This is a genomic window from Mucilaginibacter aquariorum, from assembly GCF_024498135.1.
GTDB lineage: Bacteria > Bacteroidota > Bacteroidia > Sphingobacteriales > Sphingobacteriaceae > Mucilaginibacter > Mucilaginibacter aquariorum.
The window spans coordinates 523003-547297 of the sequence record NZ_JANHOH010000002.1 but is presented as its reverse complement, the minus strand read 5'-3'; the positions used below and the strand labels follow the sequence as shown (position 1 = coordinate 547297).

The following is a 24295-nucleotide window of genomic DNA, read 5'->3' as shown; positions in this document are numbered from 1 at the left end:
CAGAATTACAAATTTAGCAATAAACCGGTGCTGCCGCCCACTATAACAGGTATACCGGCGCTTATATCGGCTGTGCTAAAAGTAGTCCCGGTTAACAAATCTGTAAAGATCGCTTCTCCGGTTAAGCCAAACTGTGTAAGTAGTTCCACAGGTATTTTAATATTAATGGCACGTTCTGTACGGTTAAAGTTAGTAATTACCAATACCTTTTGCTGCTGTGTATAGCGCATGTAAATATATAACATGGTATCAAAACCGGGTTGGTGCTCATTGGCTATCATCAGTTCGTAAAACCCGCCGGTGCTTAGCGCTTCGCTGTCTTTTACAATGTTTAATAGTTTGCTGTAAAAACCTCGTAGTTCTTTTTGTGCCGATGAAAGGTTGGCGCCATCAAATTTGCCATTGTTCATCCATTGCTGATGGGCCGGAACTCCCCAGTAGTCAAAAATGGTGGTACGTCCGTCGTCACCGCTAAAGCCAGATGCGCCTTCTGCTGGTTCGCCTACTTCCTGCCCCGAATAGATCATTACCGGGCCGGTGGCCAAAGTAGCGCTCACTATCATACCCGGGATGGCCAAATTAGCATCGCCTGCAAAAAAACGACTGGCAATGCGTTGTTCGTCATGGTTTTCCATAAAACGCAGCATGTGCTGGTCAATACCTTTGCATTGATAGTTCCAAACCGCGTTTATTTCCCAGGTGGATGCGCCCGGCTCGTTACAGGTTAGCCTTCGGATGGCATCGTAAAGGCCCACCTTATCGTACAGGTAATCGAACCCGCCATTGTGAATATAATTGTAATACTGGTCTTTATCGTAAGCTTCACCAATAAATATCAAATCGGGATAGGTAACTTTAAGCTTAGGGATTATCCATGCCCAAAATTCAACCGGTACCATCTCTATCATATCGCAACGGAAACCATCTACACCCATTTCGGCCCAATAAGTTAAGATATGGTGCATTTTATACCAAAGTGGCGGCACATGGCCAAAGTAAGTTTTTTTACCATCCAGATAGTAAACGCCATAGTTTAGCTTAATGGTTTCGAACCAGTCGTTTATGGATGGCGCGGGGCTAAACACATCGTTACCTGTTGCCTTAGCCGGGAACTCGTCAAATTTGCCATCTTTTAACGGCGAGGTAAATTCATCGCCACCCGGGTTGTAACCGCCCGGCACTACAAATGGCTGACGGGGGATATAGTAAAAATCATTCTGCTGGGAGAAGTTCTGCGTTTTATCATCGTCCTCACCAAAATCGCGTGCACCCTGCGGGCGGGCATCCGAGGCGTAGGTACGGGCCACGTGGTTGGGTACAAAATCAATGATCACTTTTAACCCGTTTTGATGCGTACGGGCTACCAGGTCCTGAAATTCGTTCAGCCTAGTAGGAACGTCAACAGCCAGATCGGGCGCTATATCATAATAATCTTTTATGGCGTAAGGTGAACCGGCGCGACCTTTCACCACATCCGGATCATCGGTTTTGATGCCATAAGCGGAGTGATCCGTCATGGTGGCGTGCTCAATAACACCCGTATACCAAACGTGACTAAAACCCATTGTTTTGATCCCGGCAAGGGCTTTATCGGTAATATCGTTTAGTTTACCAACGCCGTTCTCTTCAACCGAACCGTAAAACTTATTGGTGGTATTTTTATTGCCGAATAATCGCGGCAGCAACTGGTATATAGTTAATTTATGATTGGGCATTTAGCTTGCAGAATTTGATTTAATAAGTGCTTCGGAACCGGCATTAATTGCATGGCTGGCATCGTAAACCTTTACGGCAATATTTTGTGCCGATGTATTTTTAATAGAAACCCCATCCCCACTCACCCTTACATTCAGCAACGCCCCTCTAAACCCAACCTGGAAAGAGAACGCCCGCCATTGATGAGGTAACAGTGGATTGAACGACAGCACGCCATCCTTAACCCGCATACCGCCAAAACCTTCCACTACACTCATCCACGTACCGGCCATTGAGGTGATGTGGCAGCCATCCTCGGTATCGTTGTTATAATCGTCTATATCCAATCTTGACGTGCGCAGGTAAAACTGGTAGGCCCGGTCGATATCGCCCAGCTTAGCGGCTAATATAGCGTGTACGCAGGGCGAGAGCGATGACTCATGCACCGTCCTCGGTTCATAAAAATCGTAATTCCTGCGGATGGTATCTATATCGTAGTTATCCTCAAAAAAATATAGTCCCTGTAACACATCAGCCTGTTTAATGTAAACGGATCTAAGGATCCTGTCCCAGCTCCATTTTTGCACCAGCGGGCGCTCGGATGCGGGCAGGTCTTTTACCAGGATCTGTTCTTTATCCAGGTAGCCATCCTGTTGTAAAAAGATCTGCAGTCTATCGTCGTGAGGGAAATACATCTTGCCAATGATATCCGCGAATCTTTCGCACTCCTGCTCTTCTTTGAAGGTTATTTTAACAGTGAGGTCGTTGTATTTAGGCTGATTAGCTTGTTTCATTTTTCCGATAACCTCAAGCGTATATTTTAAACACCAAACCGCAATGGTGCTGGTGTACCAATTGTTGTTAACGTTGTTTTCGTATTCGTTTGGCCCGGTAACGCCCAGCATAACATATTGTTGCCGCTCGGCCGACCAGGTGATCCGCTGCGCCCAAAAACGAGAAATAGCTATAAGCACTTCGAGACCGTAATCAGTCAGGTAAGCTTCATCCCCGGTATAGCGTACATAATTAAATATCGCGAAACCAATTGCTCCATTACGATGAATCTCCTCGAAGGTTATCTCCCATTCGTTATGGCATTCGGTGCCATCCATAGTAACCATGGGGTACAATGCCGCGCCATCTTTAAAACCTAAAAGTTTGGCGTTATCTATCGCCTTACCCAATTGTTTGTAGCGGTATAAAAGCAGGTTACGGGCTACCTTTTGTTCGGCGGTAGCCAGGTAAAAAGGCACACAATATGCCTCTGTATCCCAATAGGTAGATCCACCATATTTTTCGCCTGTAAAACCTTTAGGACCAATGTTCAGGCGGTCGTCCTCACCTGTATAAGTTTGATTCAACTGGAATATATTGAAACGAATACCCTGCTGAGCGGCAGCGTCGCCCTCAATAATAATATCGTTATGTTTCCATTTTTCGGCCCAGGCAGCGGCTTGCTCGGCAAGCATCGTATCAAAACCTTTGGCACTGATGGTAGCAAGCACATCCGTCGAGCGCGCTACTAGGTCAGCAGCGGAATAATTTTGCGAGGACACATTCACCGCATATTTGGTAAGCGTAATATCTTGCCCCTGCTTAGCCTGCAATTTAATTTCAGCTGCTATATATTTTTTCTTTTGGATGGGGTTTGATTTTGTCTCCAGTGGTTTGCCATCTTGTTCAATGGTGAATTTCATCGCGGTAGCTACCTCGAAACCTGTTTTTTTAGTGCGCAATTGCACATAGCCGTTATCTGCATCAATTGCTTTGCTTACCTCATCCCAAAACTTCTCATCGTAGTTAGAATCTTTGTTCATGATGTCGCCATCGATGAATGGGGTTATGGTTATTTCACTCTCAAAATTTATCGGGGTAATGCTATACTTTATTACGCCGGCCTCGTCATCAACCATACTGCAAAAACGGATAGCTTCTACCTCAACTTCTTTTCCTGATGCTGTTTTAGCGCGGAAATTCCTTTGCAGGTAACCTTCCTTCATATTCAACTCGCGACGAAAACTCAGCACATCACATTTGGCCAAATCGAGTTGTTCATCGTCTACCCATATGTCGATACCAATCCAATTGGCAGCATTTAAAACTTTGGCGAAATATTCGGGATAACCGTTCTTCCACCAGCCTACACGGGTTTTATCGGGATAATAAACACCGGCCACATAGTTGCCCTGCAAGGTTTCCCCGCTGTACGCTTCCTCGAAGTTGGCGCGCTGCCCCATACGGCCGTTGCCCAAACTAAAAACGCTTTCGGCAACCATGTTGTAATGTGGATCGAAACCCTCTTCTATGATCTTCCACTCGTCAACCTTAAAATATTCTTTCATGCTTTATGGATACAGTACCAGCCTACAATAGTTTTGGCTAAAATAAGAGAAACATTTATAAGTAGGTGTAGAAATTACACGGCGGTAAATTTACTCACCCGTCATCGCTACGCTCGACTGCCCTCTCTTCGCTGCGCGCAAAGAGGGCTTTGCAATTTTCACCTTCTTTGCGAAGCAGGGAGGGCCGCGAGCGAAGCAAAGCGGGTGAGTAAATCCTTGCATCTTCCGCCCATAACTTTTACCTTGCAGTACCTGTTTATGAAAAACAACATCTTAATTATTGGGGCTGGTGCAGCCGGTTTAATGGCCGCACGTACCCTCAGCAATGCCGGCAAACAAGTTACCGTGCTGGAGGCACGCAACCGTATGGGTGGCCGTATCCATAGTTTAAGCGATGCTTCTTTTTTTACAAATACCGAACTGGGGGCCGAATTTATTCATGGCGACCTGCCTGTTACCCTGCAACTTTTAAAAGGAGCCAAAATTGGCTATAGAAGCGCCAATGCCGAGATGTGGCGTTATGAGAAGGGTAAGTTTGAAGAAAACAGCATGATCATAGAAGATTGGGACCTGCTGATAAAACGTCTGAACGAACTGGAACAGGATACCAATATTTACGATTTTTTACAAAAGGAATTCCCCGGGAATAAGTATGAAGAACTGCGCAATGCAGCATGGGCATATGTATCCGGCTATGATACTGCCGACCCGCGCGATGCCAGCGCGTTTGCCCTGCGCAACGAGTGGCAGCACGAGCAGGAGGACGCCCAACACCGCATTAACGGCGGCTATTGTTCCATGATGAATTACCTGGCGAATGAGTGTAAAGCCAAGGGCGGGCGGGTTTTCCTGAACGCGGTTGTAAAAGAGATACAGTGGCAAAACGGCAGCGTAAAAGCAATAACTGAAGATGGCACCACTTACGAAGCAGAACAATTGCTGATAGCCATACCACTGGGCGTATTACAGGCACCAGAGGGCGAAACAGGCGCTGTTACGTTTAACCCGCAAATACCCGTTCATGCAAAGGCTATACAGCAAATGGGCTTTGGAGCGGTAATAAAACTTTTGTTTGAGTTTGACACCGCTTTTTGGCTGGATGATAAAACCCGCATTCTGGCCGGCAAAAACATAGGCAAGATGGGCTACCTGTTCAGCGATGAAGAAATACCAACCTGGTGGACGCAGGTACCCGATGAATCTACCATGCTAACCGGATGGATAGGCGGCCCGGCAGCTGCCGATAAAACTAATACGCCCGATACTGATGTATTGGAACAGGGCCTGCAATCGTTAGCTAATATTTTTAAGATAGATTTTGAGGAATTGAAAAGCAAACTGATAGCCTATCGCATTATGAACTGGACGGCCGACCCATTTGCCCGCGGCTCGTATGCTTATGATACTGTTGAAGCTCCAGCCGCCCGAAAAACATTGAATACCCCTGTTGAGGATACCCTATTCTTTACAGGCGAATATCTATACGAAGGTGCAGAAATGGGCACAGTTGAAGCCGCTTTAACAAGCGGATTGGATGTTGCGAAAAGAATGCTGAAGTAGTTGGTTTGTTCCGTTTGTAAACTCAGGAGTGAGCAGATTTATTTGATGGGCTGTGTTAAACGTTTAAATCTGCGTTATTCAAATAAACTGTTCATTTGCTTCCTATCATAATCCAATATCCAATTGTTGTAGGTTGTATACATTGGTCTGATAGCTTCAACATTGTCGCCCAGAATATCAAGTCCACGATTATCATACATGTGAAAAATTAGCTTTTTATCTTTATTGATAAAATATATTTCAAACGGCAAATCGATGTTATAAAATTTTTCGAACGATTTAATACGAGGCATATTAGAAAGCGCAATTGCCGATAAAATATTGCTGATATTTATTTGCTTGACCAACGTTTCACCTATGGCTATGTTAAATGTATCTTTTGAGTAATTAAAAGATTTGATAGAGCAATAACTTACATCAACTTTGTTTAAACCCGTTAATTGTTTAAAAAAGTAATTACCAGTCCTTATTTTACCCTTCTTAAATTTGTACTGCCTCAAAATAAAAAAAGCGTTGTCGTTAGGCTTAAAAGATGCTTCATAAAGTGTGACAGCTCTTTTGATAACTTCGTCAAAATATAATACCGAATTGGAATCATTATCAAAGTTACGTTCAAGATCAAAACGTAAAGCTTTACCCCAATTATAAAATAAAGGTTTATTAAGTTTCAAGCCCGGAAAATTGTCGGCCAAAAACTGATGATATTCTTTTATGCCATCTTTCATGGCGTTTGCCCAGCCAGCAGGTACAGCACCGCCATACGTATAGCTACGCCATTCTCTACCTGATCTAATATGATAGATTGTTTGCTGTCGGCTACATCGCTGGTAATTTCCACGCCGCGGTTTATAGGGCCGGGGTGCATAACGGTTATCTCTTTGTCGAGTGAATCGAGGATCTGTTTATTTAATCCGTACATCATGGTGTATTCTCTCAATGATGGAAAGTATTTAATATCCTGGCGTTCCAGCTGGATGCGCAGCATATTGGCAACATCGCACCAGTTGAGTGCTTTTACCAGGTTATGTTCTACCTTAACACCAAGCGAGCCAATGTATTTGGGAATAAGCGTTGTTGGGCCGCAAACCATTACTTCGGCACCTAATTGTTTAAGGCAAAGTATATTGGAAAGTGCTACGCGCGAGTGCAGGATATCCCCTACTATCACCACTTTTTTGCCTGCTACATCACCGTAACGTTCGCGGATAGAGAAAGCATCCAGTAATGCCTGGGTTGGGTGCTCATGAGCACCATCGCCGGCGTTTACTATCTGAGCCTTTACGTGTTTTGACAGGAAGATACCCGCCCCTGCATAAGGGTGGCGCATCACTACCATATCCACTTTCATGGCCAGTATGTTGTTTACGGTATCTATCAGGGTTTCGCCCTTGCTTACCGATGATGATGAAGCCGCGAAGTTTACTACGTCTGCAGAAAGCCTTTTTTCGGCCAGTTCAAATGATAAACGGGTACGGGTAGAGTTTTCGAAGAAGATGTTGGCAATGGTTACATCGCGCAGCGAGGGCACTTTTTTTATAGGCCTGTTCAACACCGTTTTAAAATTATCGGCTGTTTCAAATATCAATTCAATATCTGACCTATTTAAGTCCTTAATTCCTAACAGATGCCTTGTGCTTAATGCCATTTTATTTATTTCGGATATCGAATTTATTTATTTTCTATTTGCCCTATTCATTATCGTCTATCGTGAGATTGCTTCGTTCCTCGCAATGACGCTTTGTTACTTAGCTTCCGATACTAATACTATCCTGTCTTCGCCGTCGGTTTCTTTCCAGCTCACTACTACTTTTTGCGATGCGATAGAATCAACCTCAATGCCTACATAGTCTGCCGATACCGGAATATGCCGTGAATACCGCCTGTCTACAAGTGCCAGCAGTTCTACCTTTTCGGGCCTGCCAAATGCCTGCATGGCATCCATAGCGGCGCGGATAGTACGGCCTGTCCACAGCACATCATCCATCATGATCACTTTTTTACCTTCTATAATAAAATTTATTTTAGTTTGGTTGGGCACCAACGGTGATCCCTGCCTGCGAAAATCGTCTCGGTAAAACGTAATATCCAGGTCGCCCTGTTCAATTTTGTTATCGGGTAATATTTTTCTCAGTTCTTCGGCTACGCGTTGGGCCAGGTAAATTCCCCGGGGCTGTATGCCAATTAAAACCGAGCCGGAAAAATCGTTATGATTTTCAATTAATTGACGACATAAACGCTGAATTGTTATTTGAAATTTTTGACCGTCGAGCAGCGTTAGATTTTGCATCGTATGGGTGGATTTGGGCAAAGGTAAAAAAAATTTGTAAGTAGAGAATAGTGATTAGTTAATAAAAAACGGGAAGTATATTAAGGATGATGCGGTGATAATACCGTCGGTGTCGATGACGCCTGGTATAATGGCGGTGAGGACACCGCCAAAAGGGGATATAAAAAGAGGTGTACAAAAAAAGCCCTTCCGTTTATTCGGAAGGGCTTTGGTATTTGAATATCTGAAAAGCTTATGCTTCTTCTTCTTCAGTTTCAGCAGCAGGAGCTTCTGGCTCTGCTTTTTTAGCTGGGGCAGCAGCAACAGGGGCTTTTTTAGCCGCTTTGTTTTCTGCACCTTCCATTTGCTCTTTTAACTGAGCAAGAACGCTAAGGTCACCTAAAGTTGATTTCTCCACTGATTCTTTCACTTTCTTAACCGCGTTGTTAGCAGATTTTGCTTCTTTTTTACGGTTTTCGAATTCTTGTACACGAGCATCAGTACGAGCTTCTTCCCATATACGTGAGTGTGAAATTACAATACGCTTGTTTTCTTTGTTGAACTCGATGATCTTGAATTCAGCAGTTTCTTCAGCTTTGATAGATTTACCGTCTTCTTTAACCAGGTGTTTGGTTGGGCAGAAGCCTTCAACACCATAAGGTAAAGCTACGATAGCACCTTTATCAGTTACTTTTAACACGGTACCTTCATGTATTGAATCAATAGTGAAGATGGTTTCAAAAGTATCCCAAGGGTTTTCTTCAAGTTGTTTGTGGCCTAAGCTTAATTTACGGTTATCGATATCAAGCTCTAATACTACTACGTCTAATTTCTCGCCAACCTTAGTAAATTCGTTAGGGTGGTTTACTTTTTTAGACCATGATAGGTCAGAGATGTGGATCAAGCCGTCAATTCCGTCTTCCAGTTCAACAAACACACCAAAGTTGGTCATGTTTTTAACTGTAGCGATGTGCTGAGTACCAATGGCGTATTTCTCGCCAGCGTTTTGCCATGGATCAGGAGTTAATTGCTTAATACCTAAACTCATTTTGCGCTCGTCGCGATCTAAGGTTAATACCTGAGCTTCAACTTCGTCGCCAACTTTCAGGAATTCCTGAGGGTTACGCAGGTTTTGAGACCATGACATTTCTGACACGTGAATTAAGCCTTCAACACCCGGGATGATCTCTAAGAATGCGCCGTAATCAGCAACAGTTACAATTTTACCTTTAACCTTTGAACCGATCTGTAGATTTTCATCTAATGACTGCCAAGGGTGTGGAGTTAATTGTTTTAAGCCTAAAGCGATACGTTTTTTCTCGTCATCAAAATCAAGAACAACAACGTTGATCTTCTGATCCAATGCAAGAACTTCTCTTGGATGCTCGATACGGCCCCAAGATATATCTGTAATGTGTAGTAAACCGTCAACACCACCAAGGTCAATAAATACACCAAAGTCGGTAATGTTTTTAACGGTACCTTCTAATACCTGGCCTTTTTCAAGTTTGGCCACAATTTCGGTTTTTTGGTTTTCTAAATCATCTTCGATCAGCACTTTGTGCGATACCACTACGTTTTTAAACTCGTGGTTGATCTTAACAACTTTGAATTCCATTGTTTTACCCACATAGATATCATAATCCCTGATAGGTTTGATATCAATTTGTGAACCTGGTAAAAAGGCTTCAACGCCCATTATATCTACAATTAAACCACCTTTAGTTCTGCTCTTAACAAAACCTGTGATGATCTCATCGTTATCCAGTGCCGAATTAATACGCTCCCATGATTTTTGAGTTTTTGCACGTTTACGAGAAAGTACTAACTGACCGTTAGCATCTTCTTGTGATTCTACAAATACTTCAACGCTATCACCAACTTTAAGGTCTGGTGTATCACGGAACTCAGAAACAGATACCAAACCGTCAGATTTAAATCCGATGTTTAATACCACATCTTTGTTATTGATATTTACAACAATACCTGAGATAATTTCGCCTTTGGTGATTGAACTGAATGTTCCGTCGTAAAGTTTTTCTAATTTCTCGCGGTCGCTATCGCTGTAGTTACCAAATTTTTTGTCATCTGCATCCCAGTCAAAATCCTGATCAGGTGTAGTTGCAATTTGAGATTTGATCTCTTCGATTGATATTGAATCAGCTTCTGACTCAATTGTTTCTTTTTCTGCGGTTGCCGTAACTGTACCCAGCTCAGCTTCCTTAGCTTTTAATTCTTTTTCTGCTTCTTGTTTTTTTGCCATTAATAAATTTTACTCCTTTTTCCCAACACTTAATTGGGACTGCAAAGGTACGGATATAATTTTTATCTATAAAAATATATTTAATGTTAAATATTGGTTTTTAAGCACTTTTATTAAAAAAGTTAATGATTTTGAGAAGATGTTGATGCAGATATGTAATTATAGCCCCAACTTTTTGCAAATGCAAGGCATCATTTTTAGTAATTTTCCTGATTATGCTTCCGGATTATTCAGCTTCGCCCCTATCTCGTTGTATATGCTCATGAAATTTGCTATCAATCCTAAGCGGTAATCAAGTAAAATACCTGTCATTTCGGCTTCCTGCTGCAGGGTAAAAGGATTACGCCATACCCGCATGCAAATACGTTTAAGGGCGTAAGTTATTTGATCTATATTAATATAGGTGTTTAAATAGCGGCTGCGTTTAAACTCTTCATAAAATTTAAAAAACACATCCGGGTTTTTCATTTCTGCAAAAACCAAAAACTCACGAATAATTGCTAATTCGCAATTATCCAGGTGGTCGTAAAAATCGCTTACAATTATCTCATTTGTGGTGATAAGCAGGTTATCCAATATCAACTCGATGGCGATATGCCCCAAAAAGAAAGGCTTAACCGGCGACTCTACAATAACTGGTGCAAGCAGGTTTTTCAGGTTATGCGAGTGGGTCAGAAAAAAATCGGCAGAGTGGAAGTGTTTATCAACCAGCAAATGTTTGTTCCAGCCTTGTATAATCGAGTTAACTTTTGGATCGGCATGCACCAGTTTCTCGGGGTGCAGCACTATAGTTTTGTCTGCATTCTTTAACAGATCAGGCAATACGGTGCCTAATGTAAAGTAGCAATCGGTGGTATCCCGGTCAAAATAATAGTGCGAAAGAAAATTCATAGGCGATGCTGGTACGTCTGTTCGGAACAAATTACAAAAATCGGGCTAAAAATTATGGATGGGCAACAGATATTATAATATAATGACCGTTTAATAACTCTATTTTAACAACTATCCCATCAAATAATTATTCTATTATCTTTGCCATCCCGATAAAATCGGTTTTAAAAGTATACAAGATGAATTTTGTTGAAGAATTACGCTGGAGAGGCATGCTGCACGATATCATGCCCGGCACCGAAGAACTGTTGAATAAAGGCATGGCTTCGGGATATATTGGTTTTGACCCTACTGCCGATTCGTTGCACGTGGGCCACTTAACCCAGATAATGACGCTGATACACTTCCAGCGTGCGGGCCATAAACCTTATGCCCTGGTTGGCGGCGCTACCGGTATGGTTGGCGATCCATCGGGCAAATCGGCCGAGCGTAATTTATTATCGGAGGATGTGTTGAACCACAACCTTAAATCGGTACAGGCACAACTGGAAAAATTCCTGGATTTTAACAGCGGCGCCAACAGCGCAGAAATGGTGAACAATTACGACTGGTTTAAAAACTTCACCTTTTTAGATTTTATACGTGATGTAGGCAAACACCTTACCGTTAATTATATGATGGCTAAGGATTCGGTTAAGAAACGACTGGAGGGTGAAACCGGCATGTCGTTCACCGAGTTTACTTACCAACTGGTACAGGGATACGATTTTTACTACCTGTGGAAAAACAAAAACTGCGTATTACAAATGGGCGGCAGCGACCAGTGGGGTAACATTGTTACCGGCACCGAGCTTATCCGCCGTAAAGATGCAGGCGAGGCTTACGCCTTAACAACACAGTTAATAAAAAAAGCGGATGGCACCAAGTTCGGTAAAACCGAGAGCGGCGCGGTTTGGCTTGATCCTGCGCGTACATCACCATACCAATTTTACCAATTTTGGTTAAATACTACTGATGTTGATGCTAAGGCATACATCCGCATATTTACTTTGTTTGATCGTGAGGTTATCGAAGCTATGGAAACCGAGCACGATGCAGCACCGCATACGCGTGTATTGCAAAAAGCTTTGGCGAAAGATATAACCCTGCGTGTACATGGCGAAGCCGGATTTGAAAAAGCGATAAAATCAACCGAGTTTTTATTTGGGAACACCGGCATCGAGTTTTTGAGTGAGCTGAATGACGAAGAAGTATTAGCCATATTTAGCGGCGTACCAAACTTTGCTGTAGCTAAAAGTGAAATTGAAGCAGGGGTAAATATTTCAGATTTATTAGCAACAAAAACCACAATATTCCCATCAAAAGGCGAAGCAAAAAAAATGATACAAGGTGGCGGCGTATTTATAAACAAAGAAAAAGTAACAACAGCCGATGATATTTACGCAAGCGATAAACTGATAAATAACAAGTACTTAGTGGCGCAAAAAGGTAAGAGAAATTATTTTTTAATTGTTGTTGAATAATTTGATTATCCGACAAATGGTATTTATATTTGTATAAATGTCGTACAAAATAAAACATACAGTAAAAAGCGAGGTTAATGAACCTATGGCAATGTACATTACCCAGGTTTCATCAACCCCGTTTTATAATTTGTTAGGCGGTGCCAAAGCAGCAAAATCTTCTTCTGATTTTGACTTCATTAATTTGGCACGCCAGGGTTTTCCTAAAAAGGCCCTTTTGGCTTTAGCAAAAAAAATATCTTTAAACATCCAGGAGTTATCCAGCATTTTGCACATATCTGAGCGTACTTTGCAACGTTACGAGGATGATGCCATCATCAAAACCGAGTACGCCGAAAAGGCCGTTGAGCTTGCCCGCCTGTATACCCGCGGCGAAGAGGTTTTTGGGTCAATGGATAAGTTTAAGCTTTGGATAAAAGCCCCAAGCATTATATTTAATGGCGAGGCACCGGTTACATTTTTAGATACTTCTGCAGGCTTTGATATGGTTTTTAACGAACTGGGCCGCATAGAGCATGGCATTTTTGTATAAATGATTCTTTATCGTATTGCTAATTGTAATTATATTACCAACCTTGATGGGATGGGTGCGCGCTTGTACGGCGCGCGTTGGAACAGTAAGGGTAACGCGGTTGTATACCTTGCATCATCCCGGGCTTTGGCAGTGTTAGAAGTTTTAGTACACCTGCAGCCATTATTTACCCCATCCAATTTTTGCCTTGCCGAAATTGAAGTACCCGATAATAGTATTTTAACCCTCGATATTAAATCACTGCCAAATAACTGGCAGGACGCCTCATCCCCCACCCAATTAAAAACTTTAGGCAATCAATTTATTAAGGAAACGAAATACTTATTGATGAAGGTGCCATCATCGGTTGTGCCCGAGGAACATAACTACCTGCTTAACCCCCGACATACCGATATTAGCAAGGTTAAAATTTTAAACAACTACCCTTTTAGCTTCGACGACAGGCTGCTTTAGCCATACCATCCGTAATAAATAAATTATAGTAAAGCCCTTCTTATTATAAACTAAATATTTAGTTTTACCGGATACCAATTAGTGATCTATGAAAAGGCTATTATTAAGTTTCGCATTTTTACTGTTATTGACCATTAACTCTGTAGCGCAAAAGGCGGATGTTGCTATTGGTAAAGCCACCTACGAGTTTATCCACGTTCGCGACACTGCTAACCGCGATAAGCCATACAAAGAAACCATGGCTTTGATATTGGGCCGCAATGCAAGTGCCTACCGCAGCATTACCAAACAACAGCAGGAAGAAATGCTTGCTAACCAAATAGCCAACCAGGTAAAGAGCGCGACCGATCCCAACCATCTTAACCTTACTATTACCGGCAGTGGTGTGGTAAGCAGCGAGGAATATTATCAATATACAAATGATAAAAAGCTGTATACCGAAGAACAGATAGTTAACTATTATTTGGTGGAAGAACCTTTACCGGTTATTAAATGGATAATACTAAAAGACACTTTAAGCATTGGGGCATTGCATTGCCAGAAAGCAACCGGGCATTTTAAAGGCCGGGATTATGAAGCCTGGTTTTGTACAGATCTGCCCTTTCATGCCGGCCCATGGAAACTTAATGGCTTACCGGGACTGATCATAGAAGCATGGGACACTAAAAAGGAGGTGATATTTAAGTTTAACAGCTTTGAAGATATCAGTAACCTAAATCAAACCATTTCCCCCCCTGTAGATGATATTAAAACTACTCCGCAAGACCTTGCAAGGTTAAAGGAAGCAAGAGCTAAAGACCCTGCCGGATTTAACAAGGCATCTCGCGGCGGTAGCACGGGAAAAAGAAGGGGAATAGCAACGGCGATGGATAATATAGACCCCAGTAAGATATCAAGTATTAATGTTGTAAAAGCGACTGATAGTAATTCGAAGGTTAACAATAACCCGATAGAATTGCCCGAAAAAAAATAGGCCCACAATGCAGGCCTATTTTAATATTTAAGGTCTTGGTATCGACTTAAAAGTCGCTTAACAGCTCCAGTTTTTTGTGGTTATATTCTTCCTGCGAGATTAGCCCACTTTCGAAAAGGGTTTTAAGTCTTTTCAATTTTTCTGTCAGCTCGTCCTTTTTGGGTTCTTCATGAACCACAGGAGCGGGCGGTGGGGTTGGCACAACGGGCTGTTGCTGTTGTGTAAACGGCTGATGCGTGGCTTGTTGGGCATGGTCAATTTGTACTGAACCAGATTCGGCACGTTTTTCTTCCAGTTCGCGCAGGCGGCGGGCTTCACGCTCGGCCTCTTTACGTTCCTGGGCGTATTGGTATAGCTTACGGGCTTGTACTTTAGGCAGGTAATCTACTCCCATTTCGGTACCTATGGTAGTTTTAGCGCTGAATACAGCACCTATAATTTCTTCTTTGGTGTAAACGTCAACAATATCTTTCCATACAAAATCAACAAACTTGATGGATAGCCCCAGGTTGGCCGGGGTAAAGAACAGGATACGCTTGTTAGTAAGCGCTATGCAGTCAGGAAAAAGGTTAACAATAGGTTTTTTTTGTACCGCTATATATATTATTTCCTCGCCTGTTGTAAGCAGATCAACCAATCGGCTGTAAACTTTTTCAACAGCTTTGGGATCTTGTTCGTCGCGTAAGAATTTATCGATCATGATATTAATGTTCTTTATTGGGCAAAAATAAGAATATTATTATAACACTTTGTAAATTTAACTTTTAGCTTACCAGCAAATTACAGCCCCGGATATCGGAGTTATCAAAACGGCCTAATACCTCAAAGGATCCATCTTCATAAACTTTTCCTAAGTCTTGCGTGGCTATGAACGAGCAGGAGTTAATATTTGCCAGATCGACAATATTTACGCCACCCGTTTTGCCGGCACCCACCAATGTAAAAGGATCATTGGTATCGCGAGTGATGATCTTCATCCATGGCGGGCAATTAAATATACCCTCTCCTTTTGAGTAAGCCTGCGATAAAAGTTCCGTCATACCATATTCCGAATGAATAGCGTTAACACCAAACCCAGCACACAAGGCAGCATGCAATTCTTCGCGGATCATTTCCTTACGGCGGCCTTTCATACCTCCCGTTTCCATCACGATCAGTTCAGGAAAATCAATTTTATAATTATCAATAAAATCCAACAAAGCAAAGGTGACACCTATCAGTAAGGTTGGCTTATTGGCTTGTTTTTGCACTTGCAGCACTTTGTAAAGTTCTTCGTGATTATATAGAAAAAAGCCGCTATTTGGGTTACCCGATTGCGTGATCAGATCTTGTGCCATATAGATCAGCGATGAACCTTCGCGCTCCAGATATGAAGGCAGCAGGGCCAATACGTTATAATCTTTTATATCGCCATAAAACAAATTGAACGCCCTGCGGAAACTTTCTTCGTACCAGCTTACATCGGTAACGTAGTGGCTACTGGTGATCATCCCTGTAGTACCCGAGCTTGTAAAAACAACCTCGTCGGGCTTAGTGGATGTAACAACCGTATGCGATTTAAAAAACTCTACAGGTAAAAATGGGATCTGTTCAATCGATTCAATATCAGCAGTAACAATCTTTAAACCGTTAATAAACTCTTTATAAACACCGCAATTAGCCGCCTGGTGCTGGAATACCTGTAAAGTAGTTTCGATAAAATCTTGCTCGTCATTTAAAGTGAATACCTGTTGTTTATCCGGCTGTATCATACAAAGCAAAGATAATGCGAATATGCAGATGTGCAGATATGCAAATTGCAGATGAATGTAAAATGTAACTTAACCGTTTTGCAACTTGGTAATGCGTTTAGTGTGTAAACAGCTTCCAATAGCCCTCGGAGATAACTTCGACGGTGCCGTCGGTAACTTTAATGGCGGTCTGGTCATCAATCGCGTATGACGACACGGGTAGCGTAGCGGCCAATTTTTCCAGGCTGGCCAGAGAGTTATCCGGAAGCCACTCATGATCCAGATGCGGATGAAGTGCAAAATCAACCAGCCCCAACGACTTGTCGCTTTCTGCCGGCAGAGTATGGTTACCATAGGTGGTTCCAAAGCGGGTCATGATCATACTACCGGCGCTTAGGCCTACGTAGACCGTCTTCTGCAATAGGTATGGCAACAGATCTGCAAGGCCAGACTGCTGCATCCAATAGCACAGATACTGGCAATCGCCGCCCCCAACCAGCAAGGCGTCAGTTTCCCGGAGCATAGGAACCCAAAGTTCTTGTTTGATGCTGGGTAAGGCCGTTAGCTCCAGCACTCCCAGCGACTTCCACCCTAACTCGCAGAAAGGGTCACCCAATGATCCGCGAATTACTCTACGTGATAGGTCAGCACCGTTAGGTATGGCGTATATCGCAGTAGGTATGAAAAGAGCGCTCGCCTCGGCAATCGGTTTGCCCAGAAGTTCAACCAGTGCGTTACGGATGCTTGTGTTACTGATGCCTGCGGAAGTGAGAAGAAGTTTCATGATTTCTTTCATTGACCATATCATCGCCCTGCGTGATAAGCCTGTTTATTATAGTTGTTAATACCAGTATTAACTCAAAGGTTGAAATTAAATTTATAACTCTCAAAAGTATTTAGGTCAACCATGCAAAGCACCCGCCGGATAAACGGCGCAACAGGTTAATTAATTAAGTGCGCAAGTATCGGGTTTTGCCGGAGGTGAATTTGGCGGAGATTTGAAGAAAATAAAAATATCATGAACACATTTAAAATTGTACCGCTTTCAAAATCATTCGTGCAAAAAATAAGATCAACAAGGGTTGATGATTTTGGCAACCCGGTTATTGAACAATTAGCTACCGGCCTTGGCCCATGTAGGGTATCGTTAAAACCGTTTAAAAAAGGAGTTGATAAACGCCTTTTGTTTAAGCACTCGCCTTTTGATATCGAAAATGCTTACAACCAACCCGGCCCGGTATTTATAAATGGGGATGACGTGGAAGAATATAGCGATGTTCACCGTTTCCCGCCAGAGATAAAGGCCAATAAAAAGAGTTTCCCATTAACACTTATTGGCTACAATAAACAACAAATGATGGTTTTAACAGAAACCGTGGGCGATAACGATGTTGATGAACTGATAACAACAATATTTGACCAACGGGCAGATATTGAATACCTGCATGCGCGTAACGCACAGGCCTGCTGCTTTATATGTAAAATTGAAAGATTTTGACAATCACCTGCAGTAAGACCGAAATAAATATTTCATTTTGGAGTTATATTTGCTTGTATAAATAATACAATCATAATATATCTATCCCATGAAAACATTAAAATTTTTAAGCTTCCCCCTGCTGCTGAGCGCGTTTTTTATACTTGCATCAGCAAAGCCTGTTGACGATAAAGGCACCGCCAAAATAAACGATGCTACCAAGGTTTTAAAAGAGTTTAGTAAAATGAAAGAAAGCATCCCGCATCAGCTGATTGAAGAGTATGAGGGTATTGTTATTATTCCAAAACTGATCAATGCCGGTTTTGGTATCGGCGGCAAACGCGGGCAAGGCGTTGCTATGGTTAAACTGGAAAACGGCCAATGGAGCGACCCTGTATTTATAACCTTAACAGGTGGCAGTATCGGCTTCCAAATAGGCGTACAATCTGTTGATATGGTTTTGGTTTTCCGCAATAAAGGCGTACTGGCTAAAGTTGAAAACGGCGATTTTACTATTGGTGGTGATGTATCTGCAGCAGCAGGCCCGGTTGGCCGAAGCTCTACCGCCAGCACCGATTACAAACTACAGGCAGAAGTTTATTCTTACTCGCGCAGTAAAGGTTTGTTTGCCGGTATCAGCATAAACGGTTCAAACCTGGCTATTAACAAAAGCGCTAATGCTTCTTACTATGGTGATAGCTCTGCCTCTGCCGATCTTTTTGCAAGATCGACAGATAAAAGCGAAGCCGTTACAGCGTTAAAAGCAGCTTTGAAGGCATTGTAATTTAAAAACAGATTTAACAAAAATCCCCTGTCAGATAATGGCAGGGGATTTTTATTATGCTTCCTTTTCAAATTTTTCTATTTCGTTTAAAAAGCTATGTGCCGAATCTGCCTGCCGCCAACCAGTGCCTACCAGCAGGTTTTTACTCACGCTTTCGCTAATATTTTTTGCGCTGAGCAGTTTAAAAAACCACAATGCTGCGGGTATTAAAACCAGGCCTACTGCCACGTTCGACAGGAAATATAACCTGTGTTGTGCTGCAAAAAAGTCCACATGTAAAAATGCTTTGCCGGCAACCAGCATCATTACCGGGTAAAGTGGTAAAAGCACAAACGAGTATTTTGTATAGTTTACGATGTGCAGTTTCAGTCGCTCTATTTTCTTTTGAACAGGTGCAATAGCATCGGCATAACCCATCTGCAGATCGGCAATAATGGCTAATTGCTTTACTACAGATATGATCCACATAATTAATATCGCGGCTAAAATCAAGCCCGGTATGGTAAATTGCAAAGCGGGCCAATTATTAGCGATAAAGCTACCCATGCAAAGGGCTATCAGTATGAATACCGCCACTTCTATCCCTTTAAACCATAATAACCGGTTTAGCTTATTTTTTGCTTTATCAAGGTTTAGTTGTTTTAATAACTGCATATTCAACTGCAGGTTTCTGTCAAGCTTGCGGTCGTACTCGCTCCAGATGTCTTTTAATTCTTGTAATTCCATTTTATTGATGTATAAATTGTTGTTTAAGATGTTGTTTAATTCTGCTTATTTTGGTTGCCACATTGGTTTCGCTGATGCCTAATATTTCGGCCATATCTTTATAGCTGTTATTATCCAGATAAAGTATCATCAGGGCTTTATCCAGCTTGTTTAACTGATTAATGAACTGGTATAACTGCATAACCTTATCATCCAGATCATGAGAGCTTGCGTCCTCGGGGATCTCCAGTATAAAATCGCTGATGGGTGAAGTTTGGCTGTGTTTTTTATTGGAGCGATAAAAAGAGATGGCAGTATTAAGCGCGATGCGGTACATCCAGGTAGATAGCTTGTACTTGTTGTTGTAATTGGCATATGAGCGCCAAAGCTGAATGATCACTTCCTGAACCAGGTCCTTACGGTCTTCGGGGTCGCTGCAATAGGTATTGCATACTTTAAAAATGAGCTTTTTATTGTGCTGTATAAGGTGTAAAAACTGGTCTTTGTTTGCCTGCAAACTCATTGCGATTATTATTTACACCATTATTCGCTAAAGGGGGCGAATAATCACAAACAATATAAAAAAGTTTTTCGGGAAGCGCATTGATGGTTACCAGAGCTTTTTATTTACATTAGTCAACCAAATAGTTTTTAATTTATTGGTTTGGTTACTTTATACCCAATGACACTTTTAATAAATAAGATTCCTTGGAAATTTAGCGGTTTAATCCTATTAATAGCAATGGCAATAGGTACACCTATTGCTTTAAGACATGCGCGAAAAGAAACTGTTGAATGGCAATTTAATGGGCCGGTTCAAACCATTAAATACAGTCCTCAATATCGCCCAATATTTACAATAGATAGAAAAGAATATAATGCTTTTCACATGATATGGAATGTTGGGACCAAAATTCATATTGGCGACACGCTTATAAAGTACAAGGGTGATAATAGATTAATGCTGATTAGGAGGAACTCAAAAGATACGATATACTTTAACAGGTAATATAGCGTTTACTTGGTCAATATTTTAGGTGCTCAAATTCTCAACCCTCACTGTTGTCATATTGCTGCTTTCAAAGGTGAGGTTAACAGATCTATCCCCATTTGGCCTGGTGCGATGGATCACGTTTTTGGGTATGGTAAATAACTGATTGGGAAACAACTCAACAGTTCTGTCTTCCAGATCAATAAATAAGGAGCCTTCAATCACTAAAAAACTCTCATCAGATTCCGGGTGCAAATGCCAAAAATAAGGCTCCGTCATTACGCCCATTCTAACAACATGATCATTCACTTTGGCAACAGGTATATTTTTGTATGCCTCGTTTGTTATGGCCTCTTTGGTAATATCAATTATGGTTAAATTTTGCGTGTTCATTTGATTAATAATTTGTGCTGATGCGTAACGGGTAGTTGGGGACAACATTAACGAGGATGGAAATTATAAACTCCCTGAATCGGGCCAGTTTTTCCAATGCGTATTTGCCGGTAATGTAGGTTCATAAAATGAAGTATTTCCTGTAATAATTACTTTGGCTATTTGTTTCCATGTCTCATAAGAACCCGGCCTTTTTTTATTTCTATTGCGTTTATTGCTATTTGCCGTGCGCTGTTCCTGTTGTCGTAACAACTTAGCAAATGTCTCAAAGTCCACATCCGCCACACTTCCGTTAAGTTCTTTATTATACTCGTAAGTGTATTTTAAATGCTCATCTGATATTACGGGATGGTTTACCTCTAAAAAGTCTTTATGATGCCATTCATTTAACACTAAAATTTTTTTTAAACCTGTGGGAAGAGATTTATTAAGTTCGTCATCACTCGCTCTAAACAGATCGCCTTGCGAAATAACAGCCAATCTGGCTGCATCTTCAACACCAATTTGACCGGGCTCGTACTCTTTTAATTTTATTCCATTAACCGCATAAGTTGACACATCAACAGATAAGTTAACTTTCTCGCTTTTTAGCAACCAGTATTTTGCATCGGGAAGTAGGTCTGGCCCATCTGTGGTTTTAAAAAAACTATCAGAATCAATATTGCGTAAGGTGTAATAATTAGTTTGCTGGTTATTATACTCTTCCAAATTTACCAGGCAATTGCCGTAATAATAAATTTCAAGTTCAATTTCGCTTGCCCGTTCATTATAACCTAACCGCTCTGCAGCAATTGCCCACCTGTCATCATCGCCCCGAAAAACATTTAATCGACTATCTATCAGGCATGAATAAGGATGTCCGAGCTGAATAAATTGAAAATAATCTCCAAATTTGTAAGTATCATCAAGGTTAGACAGTATTTGTTTTTCCGTTAGCATGCTTATGTGGTTTTTTCTCTCTCAAATGCCCTCTTAACCAACCAACCCGACAACGCCGACATACTGCCCGCCAAGCCGCCAATTAAAGCGGTTACAGCCAGCAACAAACCCCAGTTTGGTAAATGAAACATATGTGCCACGCGTGTAGCCAGTATATGTTCGTTAGGGAAGCTTTTTAATAAGGCCAACGCTATCCAGGCCAATGACAAACCCGCAAAGCCCGACCAAAATGCCCAGCTTGATCTTTTGCCGAAGATGAGGGCGGCGCCAAAGGCCAGTATACAACCCACCCACCACGGGAAAAGGTAACCGCTTATAAATGCCAATAACAATATTACAGGGAACAGCATAAGTTTATTTGCTTAAGGTTAACGTCTTTTTAATTCGGGGCGATGTTTCTGTGGCCGATTGCAGGAACAGCAATTCTTTTAGCTTACCATCCTGCCAGGTTTTTAACATATCGTCATAATAAAAACTGCCCGGGTTACCAGACTGCCCGCCGGGGATAATACCATAACCCTTTACCTGCGGCCCCAATTGCACCACCATTCTCCACGAGGGACCGTGCCCGTCTATCAGCGCGTTTACAGTTGAGCCTGTACCACCCGATACGAAATTACCTGAACCAAAGCCCGGCACATGGCCAAGGTGAGTAACTTCAAAGGGTTTTACTTTACCCCATTGCCAACCTTCTCCAATTTTACCATGCTCTTTTGCCAGTTGGTTAACAGCGGCATTAAAAGAACTGCTTAATACATCGGCAGCGGTTTCTACAATTGGGGTACGTTTATTATCAAACCATTTGGAATTTGGTTCTTTCATCAATAATGTTTCTGTCCTGTCCATTGTAGGATAATACAACAGTGTTTTCTTATCCTCAAAATTATCCCGCCAGGTAAAGTTGTAAAACTTAATCCACCAGCTGCTAAAAATGCTGGCCCCAACAGATTTGGCGTCACAATATTTATCCCATTTTTTTAGGCTATCTAAGGCTGCCAGCTGCGTATCATCCAATTTACTGGCATCCAAATATTTTACCATAGTGGGCAGTATATCCTGCGCACGGATGCTGTAATCGTCCATTTGTAAAAGGCGCAAGCTGTCAACCGTGGCTTTGCTCATGGCGGTAAGGCGGTCGTTTATGCGCTTGCCACGTTCATAGCCCTCAAACTTCCAGTTAATATAATACGGGTAAGTTTGATCTGTTGATGATTGGTTGGCCGAACTTACAAAACCACGCGGCGGATTTTTCACCGTAGGGTTTTGCTCAAATGGGATCCAGCCGCGCCAATCGTTTGCCGGATCGCCGCCATCCATAATAAATTTACCCTGATCCTTGTACTTCAGCGGCAATTTACCATTTGGTGTAATGGCAATATCGTTGTCCGCGGAAGCGAAAATAAAGTTCTGCGCCGGAGCGGTATAATATTTTAAGGCTTCGCGATAATCGGTATAATTGCTTGCCCTGTTAAGCAGGTAAAAGGTTTTAAACTCGTCGCTTTCATCGTGCGCTATCCATCGCAGGGCATTGCCCACCGGTACATTTATCCGACCTTTTTTAGCCATATCGGCATTGTCATATACCACCGGGCCATGATGCGTATATAAAACGGTATCAGTTTGGGGCTTTTGGCCAAGTATCTTTATCACTTCAACCTTGCGATTAACCTTATTCCATTTATTGTTGTACCAGTATTCGTTGCGGTTAGCATCTTTAAATTTCACCTGGTACCAATCCAGTATATCGGCATCTACATTGGTAACGCCCCAGCTTACTTTTTGGTTATAACCAATAACAACACAAGGCGCGCCCGGTAAGGTAACCCCATACACATTTACTCCGGGGGCTGACATTTGCATTTGATACCAAATGGATGGTAGCGTGAGGTCCAGGTGCGGGTCGTTCGCTAAAATAGGGTAACCACTTGCCGTTTTTGAACCACTAACCGCCCAGTTATTACTGCCAATGCCCTCTATCTTTTCCTTATCTTTCATACTGGCCAGCATCTGCGCTTTAAAGGCGGCGGGTGGTGCGGGTATGGGCAAAGGTTTAAAATTCCATTTTGTCCCTGCGGGGATGATGGGATCCTCGCGGGTTGGATAATCGGGGAACAGATCTTTTGTTACCTGTGCGCCAAATTTATCAAGCACGTTGGTCATGGCCAATTCGTTAGAACCGCCTGCCAGGGTTTCCGACATTAGTTTTAACAGGTATGCCGAATTAATAGGTTTCCACTCTTCGGGCGCATAATTCAATAATTTAAACTCAATAGGATAACCGCCGGGTTTAAGTTGTTTTATGTAAGCGTTAACGCCATCACTATAGGCGTTGATCACCTTGCTCATCACCGGGTCTTTCATGATGCCTTGCAGTGTATGTTCTGCGCCATAGGTCATGCCCATTCGGCGGTGGTAGCGGTCGAGTTCTAAAGCTTTAGGGCCAACAACTTCTGATAACCTGCCTGCAGCGCTGCGGGTTTGGATATCCATTTGCCAAAGGCGGGCTTTGGCGGTTAAATATCCCTGCGCATAGTAAAGGTCGTGATCGTTCTCTGCAAAAATATGCGGCACCATGTTCTCATCGTATTTGATGGTCACTTTGCCCTGCAAGCCCTTAAGCTCTAATTTTTCTGTGGGAATGATGTTCTTACTTTCGGCATTTTGCCAGAAACCGGTTGATGGATTTAAGAACTCGCCAAGCGGCGGTACATCGCCAAATTTTGTTTGTAAGGCCCAGATAAGCGCCACGGTAAATACGATAGAAAGGATGGCTTTAAATACTTTCATTAGGTTGGGTATTTGCAAGCAAGTTACATAAAACGCACCTAAAGATTTTAC

24 protein-coding genes are annotated in these 24295 nt (G+C 42.2%); 8 read left to right on the top strand and 16 right to left on the bottom strand.

Going from position 1 to position 24295, the window contains the following annotated elements:
* Nucleotides 1-5 precede the first annotated feature (5 nt).
* Nucleotides 6-1715 (bottom strand): alpha-amylase family glycosyl hydrolase, encoded by a 1710-nt coding sequence (locus NPE20_RS13530; protein ID WP_256539198.1) that lies wholly within the window; start codon nt 1713-1715, stop codon nt 6-8.
* A complete protein-coding gene (locus NPE20_RS13525) occupies nt 1716-4037 on the bottom strand; it encodes a glycoside hydrolase family 65 protein (protein ID WP_256539197.1) in 2322 nt (773 codons plus the stop codon).
* Between the two features lie 258 nt (nt 4038-4295).
* On the opposite strand from NPE20_RS13525, the gene NPE20_RS13520 reads away from it, so the two are divergent.
* Nucleotides 4296-5597 (top strand): flavin monoamine oxidase family protein, encoded by a 1302-nt coding sequence (locus tag NPE20_RS13520; protein ID WP_256539196.1) that lies wholly within the window; start codon nt 4296-4298, stop codon nt 5595-5597.
* A 74-nt stretch (nt 5598-5671) separates the two neighbouring features.
* Here NPE20_RS13520 and NPE20_RS13515 read toward each other — a convergent pair whose 3' ends face one another.
* The 5 genes from NPE20_RS13515 to NPE20_RS13495 form a co-directional block, all read right to left on the bottom strand.
* On the bottom strand, nt 5672-6322 hold the full coding sequence (locus tag NPE20_RS13515; protein ID WP_256539195.1) for a DUF3885 domain-containing protein: 651 nt from the start codon (nt 6320-6322) through the stop codon (nt 5672-5674).
* Nucleotides 6319-7242 (bottom strand): aspartate carbamoyltransferase catalytic subunit, encoded by a 924-nt coding sequence (locus NPE20_RS13510; RefSeq protein ID WP_129875537.1) that lies wholly within the window; start codon nt 7240-7242, stop codon nt 6319-6321. The genes NPE20_RS13515 and NPE20_RS13510 overlap by 4 nt, the downstream gene beginning before the upstream one ends.
* Nucleotides 7243-7338: 96 nt before the next feature.
* The gene (pyrR, locus tag NPE20_RS13505) at nt 7339-7884 is read right to left on the bottom strand and encodes a bifunctional pyr operon transcriptional regulator/uracil phosphoribosyltransferase PyrR (RefSeq protein WP_256539194.1); all 546 of its coding nucleotides are present in this window, start codon (nt 7882-7884) and stop codon (nt 7339-7341) included.
* Nucleotides 7885-8116: 232 nt separating this feature from the next.
* Nucleotides 8117-10126, bottom strand: coding sequence for a 30S ribosomal protein S1 (gene rpsA, locus NPE20_RS13500; protein WP_256539193.1), 2010 nt, complete (start codon nt 10124-10126; stop codon nt 8117-8119).
* Nucleotides 10127-10339: 213 nt separating this feature from the next.
* A complete protein-coding gene (locus tag NPE20_RS13495; protein ID WP_256539192.1) occupies nt 10340-11017 on the bottom strand; it encodes a hypothetical protein in 678 nt (225 codons plus the stop codon).
* Between the two features lie 179 nt (nt 11018-11196).
* On the opposite strand from NPE20_RS13495, the gene tyrS reads away from it, so the two are divergent.
* The 4 genes from tyrS (at nt 11197) to NPE20_RS13475 (ending at nt 14438) form a co-directional block, all read left to right on the top strand.
* Complete coding sequence (tyrS, locus tag NPE20_RS13490; protein WP_256539191.1) at nt 11197-12480, top strand: tyrosine--tRNA ligase; 1284 nt, start codon at nt 11197-11199, stop codon at nt 12478-12480.
* 37 nt (nt 12481-12517) lie between these two features.
* A complete protein-coding gene (locus tag NPE20_RS13485; protein WP_256539190.1) occupies nt 12518-13012 on the top strand; it encodes an Xre family toxin-antitoxin system antitoxin in 495 nt (164 codons plus the stop codon).
* Nucleotides 13013-13465, top strand: a complete 453-nt coding sequence (locus NPE20_RS13480) for an RES family NAD+ phosphorylase (protein WP_256539189.1) — start codon at nt 13013-13015, stop codon at nt 13463-13465.
* Nucleotides 13466-13553: 88 nt separating this feature from the next.
* Nucleotides 13554-14438, top strand: coding sequence for a GLPGLI family protein (locus tag NPE20_RS13475; protein ID WP_256539188.1), 885 nt, complete (start codon nt 13554-13556; stop codon nt 14436-14438).
* Nucleotides 14439-14484: 46 nt separating this feature from the next.
* Here the strand turns inward: NPE20_RS13475 and NPE20_RS13470 are convergent, their stop codons facing one another.
* The 3 genes from NPE20_RS13470 to NPE20_RS13460 all read right to left on the bottom strand — a co-directional run bounded on the left by NPE20_RS13470 (nt 14485) and on the right by NPE20_RS13460 (nt 16952).
* Entirely contained in the window at nt 14485-15138 is a 654-nt protein-coding gene (locus tag NPE20_RS13470) for a PH domain-containing protein (RefSeq protein WP_256539187.1), read from the bottom strand.
* 64 nt (nt 15139-15202) lie between these two features.
* The gene (locus NPE20_RS13465; RefSeq protein WP_256539186.1) at nt 15203-16189 is read right to left on the bottom strand and encodes a LuxE/PaaK family acyltransferase; all 987 of its coding nucleotides are present in this window, start codon (nt 16187-16189) and stop codon (nt 15203-15205) included.
* A gap of 97 nt (nt 16190-16286) precedes the next feature.
* The gene (locus NPE20_RS13460; protein ID WP_256539486.1) at nt 16287-16952 is read right to left on the bottom strand and encodes a Type 1 glutamine amidotransferase-like domain-containing protein; all 666 of its coding nucleotides are present in this window, start codon (nt 16950-16952) and stop codon (nt 16287-16289) included.
* Between the two features lie 234 nt (nt 16953-17186).
* On the opposite strand from NPE20_RS13460, the gene NPE20_RS13455 reads away from it, so the two are divergent.
* Together NPE20_RS13455 and NPE20_RS13450 are read left to right on the top strand one after the other, a co-directional pair.
* Nucleotides 17187-17666: a DUF1203 domain-containing protein gene (locus NPE20_RS13455; protein WP_256539185.1), complete on the top strand. Its 480-nt coding sequence runs from the start codon at nt 17187-17189 to the stop codon at nt 17664-17666.
* A gap of 88 nt (nt 17667-17754) precedes the next feature.
* A complete protein-coding gene (locus tag NPE20_RS13450) occupies nt 17755-18429 on the top strand; it encodes a lipid-binding SYLF domain-containing protein (protein ID WP_256539184.1) in 675 nt (224 codons plus the stop codon).
* Nucleotides 18430-18483: 54 nt separating this feature from the next.
* Here NPE20_RS13450 and NPE20_RS13445 read toward each other — a convergent pair whose 3' ends face one another.
* Both NPE20_RS13445 and NPE20_RS13440 read right to left on the bottom strand, forming a co-directional pair.
* Nucleotides 18484-19155 carry a hypothetical protein gene (locus NPE20_RS13445; RefSeq protein ID WP_256539183.1) on the bottom strand — a complete coding sequence of 224 codons (672 nt, stop codon included), beginning with the start codon at nt 19153-19155 and terminating at the stop codon, nt 18484-18486.
* A gap of 1 nt (nt 19156) precedes the next feature.
* Nucleotides 19157-19657, bottom strand: a complete 501-nt coding sequence (locus NPE20_RS13440) for an RNA polymerase sigma factor (protein ID WP_256539182.1) — start codon at nt 19655-19657, stop codon at nt 19157-19159.
* Between the two features lie 159 nt (nt 19658-19816).
* Here NPE20_RS13440 and NPE20_RS13435 point away from each other — a divergent pair, with 159 nt between their 5' ends.
* On the top strand, nt 19817-20143 hold the full coding sequence (locus NPE20_RS13435) for a hypothetical protein (RefSeq protein WP_256539181.1): 327 nt from the start codon (nt 19817-19819) through the stop codon (nt 20141-20143).
* 24 nt (nt 20144-20167) lie between these two features.
* Here NPE20_RS13435 and NPE20_RS13430 read toward each other — a convergent pair whose 3' ends face one another.
* The 4 genes from NPE20_RS13430 to NPE20_RS13415 all read right to left on the bottom strand — a co-directional run bounded on the left by NPE20_RS13430 (nt 20168) and on the right by NPE20_RS13415 (nt 24244).
* Nucleotides 20168-20518 carry a cupin domain-containing protein gene (locus NPE20_RS13430; RefSeq protein WP_256539180.1) on the bottom strand — a complete coding sequence of 117 codons (351 nt, stop codon included), beginning with the start codon at nt 20516-20518 and terminating at the stop codon, nt 20168-20170.
* A 63-nt stretch (nt 20519-20581) separates the two neighbouring features.
* Nucleotides 20582-21457, bottom strand: a complete 876-nt coding sequence (locus NPE20_RS13425) for a DUF7003 family protein (protein ID WP_256539179.1) — start codon at nt 21455-21457, stop codon at nt 20582-20584.
* A 2-nt stretch (nt 21458-21459) separates the two neighbouring features.
* Entirely contained in the window at nt 21460-21807 is a 348-nt protein-coding gene (locus tag NPE20_RS13420; protein ID WP_256539178.1) for a hypothetical protein, read from the bottom strand.
* A gap of 4 nt (nt 21808-21811) precedes the next feature.
* A complete protein-coding gene (locus NPE20_RS13415) occupies nt 21812-24244 on the bottom strand; it encodes a penicillin acylase family protein (protein ID WP_256539177.1) in 2433 nt (810 codons plus the stop codon).
* Nucleotides 24245-24295: the final 51 nt, after the last annotated feature.

Excerpts from the sequence above, each read along its gene's own strand:
- NPE20_RS13510 (WP_129875537.1), bottom strand. The coding sequence starts at position 7,242 with ATGGCATTAAGCACAAGGCATCTGTTAGGAATTAAGGACTTAAATAGG.
- NPE20_RS13440 (WP_256539182.1), bottom strand. The coding sequence starts at position 19,657 with ATGAGTTTGCAGGCAAACAAAGACCAGTTTTTACACCTTATACAGCAC.
- NPE20_RS13485 (WP_256539190.1), top strand. The coding sequence starts at position 12,518 with ATGTCGTACAAAATAAAACATACAGTAAAAAGCGAGGTTAATGAACCT.
- NPE20_RS13435 (WP_256539181.1), top strand. The coding sequence starts at position 19,817 with ATGACACTTTTAATAAATAAGATTCCTTGGAAATTTAGCGGTTTAATC.
- NPE20_RS13450 (WP_256539184.1), top strand. The coding sequence starts at position 17,755 with ATGAAAACATTAAAATTTTTAAGCTTCCCCCTGCTGCTGAGCGCGTTT.
- NPE20_RS13465 (WP_256539186.1), bottom strand. The coding sequence starts at position 16,189 with ATGATACAGCCGGATAAACAACAGGTATTCACTTTAAATGACGAGCAA.
- rpsA (WP_256539193.1), bottom strand. The coding sequence starts at position 10,126 with ATGGCAAAAAAACAAGAAGCAGAAAAAGAATTAAAAGCTAAGGAAGCT.
- NPE20_RS13480 (WP_256539189.1), top strand. The coding sequence starts at position 13,013 with ATGATTCTTTATCGTATTGCTAATTGTAATTATATTACCAACCTTGAT.
- NPE20_RS13475 (WP_256539188.1), top strand. The coding sequence starts at position 13,554 with ATGAAAAGGCTATTATTAAGTTTCGCATTTTTACTGTTATTGACCATT.
- NPE20_RS13525 (WP_256539197.1), bottom strand. The coding sequence starts at position 4,037 with ATGAAAGAATATTTTAAGGTTGACGAGTGGAAGATCATAGAAGAGGGT.
- NPE20_RS13420 (WP_256539178.1), bottom strand. The coding sequence starts at position 21,807 with ATGCTGTTCCCTGTAATATTGTTATTGGCATTTATAAGCGGTTACCTT.
- NPE20_RS13455 (WP_256539185.1), top strand. The coding sequence starts at position 17,187 with ATGAACACATTTAAAATTGTACCGCTTTCAAAATCATTCGTGCAAAAA.
- pyrR (WP_256539194.1), bottom strand. The coding sequence starts at position 7,884 with ATGCAAAATCTAACGCTGCTCGACGGTCAAAAATTTCAAATAACAATT.
- NPE20_RS13425 (WP_256539179.1), bottom strand. The coding sequence starts at position 21,457 with ATGCTAACGGAAAAACAAATACTGTCTAACCTTGATGATACTTACAAA.
- NPE20_RS13520 (WP_256539196.1), top strand. The coding sequence starts at position 4,296 with ATGAAAAACAACATCTTAATTATTGGGGCTGGTGCAGCCGGTTTAATG.
- NPE20_RS13460 (WP_256539486.1), bottom strand. The coding sequence starts at position 16,952 with ATGAAACTTCTTCTCACTTCCGCAGGCATCAGTAACACAAGCATCCGT.
- tyrS (WP_256539191.1), top strand. The coding sequence starts at position 11,197 with ATGAATTTTGTTGAAGAATTACGCTGGAGAGGCATGCTGCACGATATC.
- NPE20_RS13515 (WP_256539195.1), bottom strand. The coding sequence starts at position 6,322 with ATGAAAGATGGCATAAAAGAATATCATCAGTTTTTGGCCGACAATTTT.
- NPE20_RS13445 (WP_256539183.1), bottom strand. The coding sequence starts at position 19,155 with ATGGAATTACAAGAATTAAAAGACATCTGGAGCGAGTACGACCGCAAG.
- NPE20_RS13530 (WP_256539198.1), bottom strand. The coding sequence starts at position 1,715 with ATGCCCAATCATAAATTAACTATATACCAGTTGCTGCCGCGATTATTC.
- NPE20_RS13495 (WP_256539192.1), bottom strand. The coding sequence starts at position 11,017 with ATGAATTTTCTTTCGCACTATTATTTTGACCGGGATACCACCGATTGC.
- NPE20_RS13430 (WP_256539180.1), bottom strand. The coding sequence starts at position 20,518 with ATGAACACGCAAAATTTAACCATAATTGATATTACCAAAGAGGCCATA.
- NPE20_RS13470 (WP_256539187.1), bottom strand. The coding sequence starts at position 15,138 with ATGATCGATAAATTCTTACGCGACGAACAAGATCCCAAAGCTGTTGAA.
- NPE20_RS13415 (WP_256539177.1), bottom strand. The coding sequence starts at position 24,244 with ATGAAAGTATTTAAAGCCATCCTTTCTATCGTATTTACCGTGGCGCTT.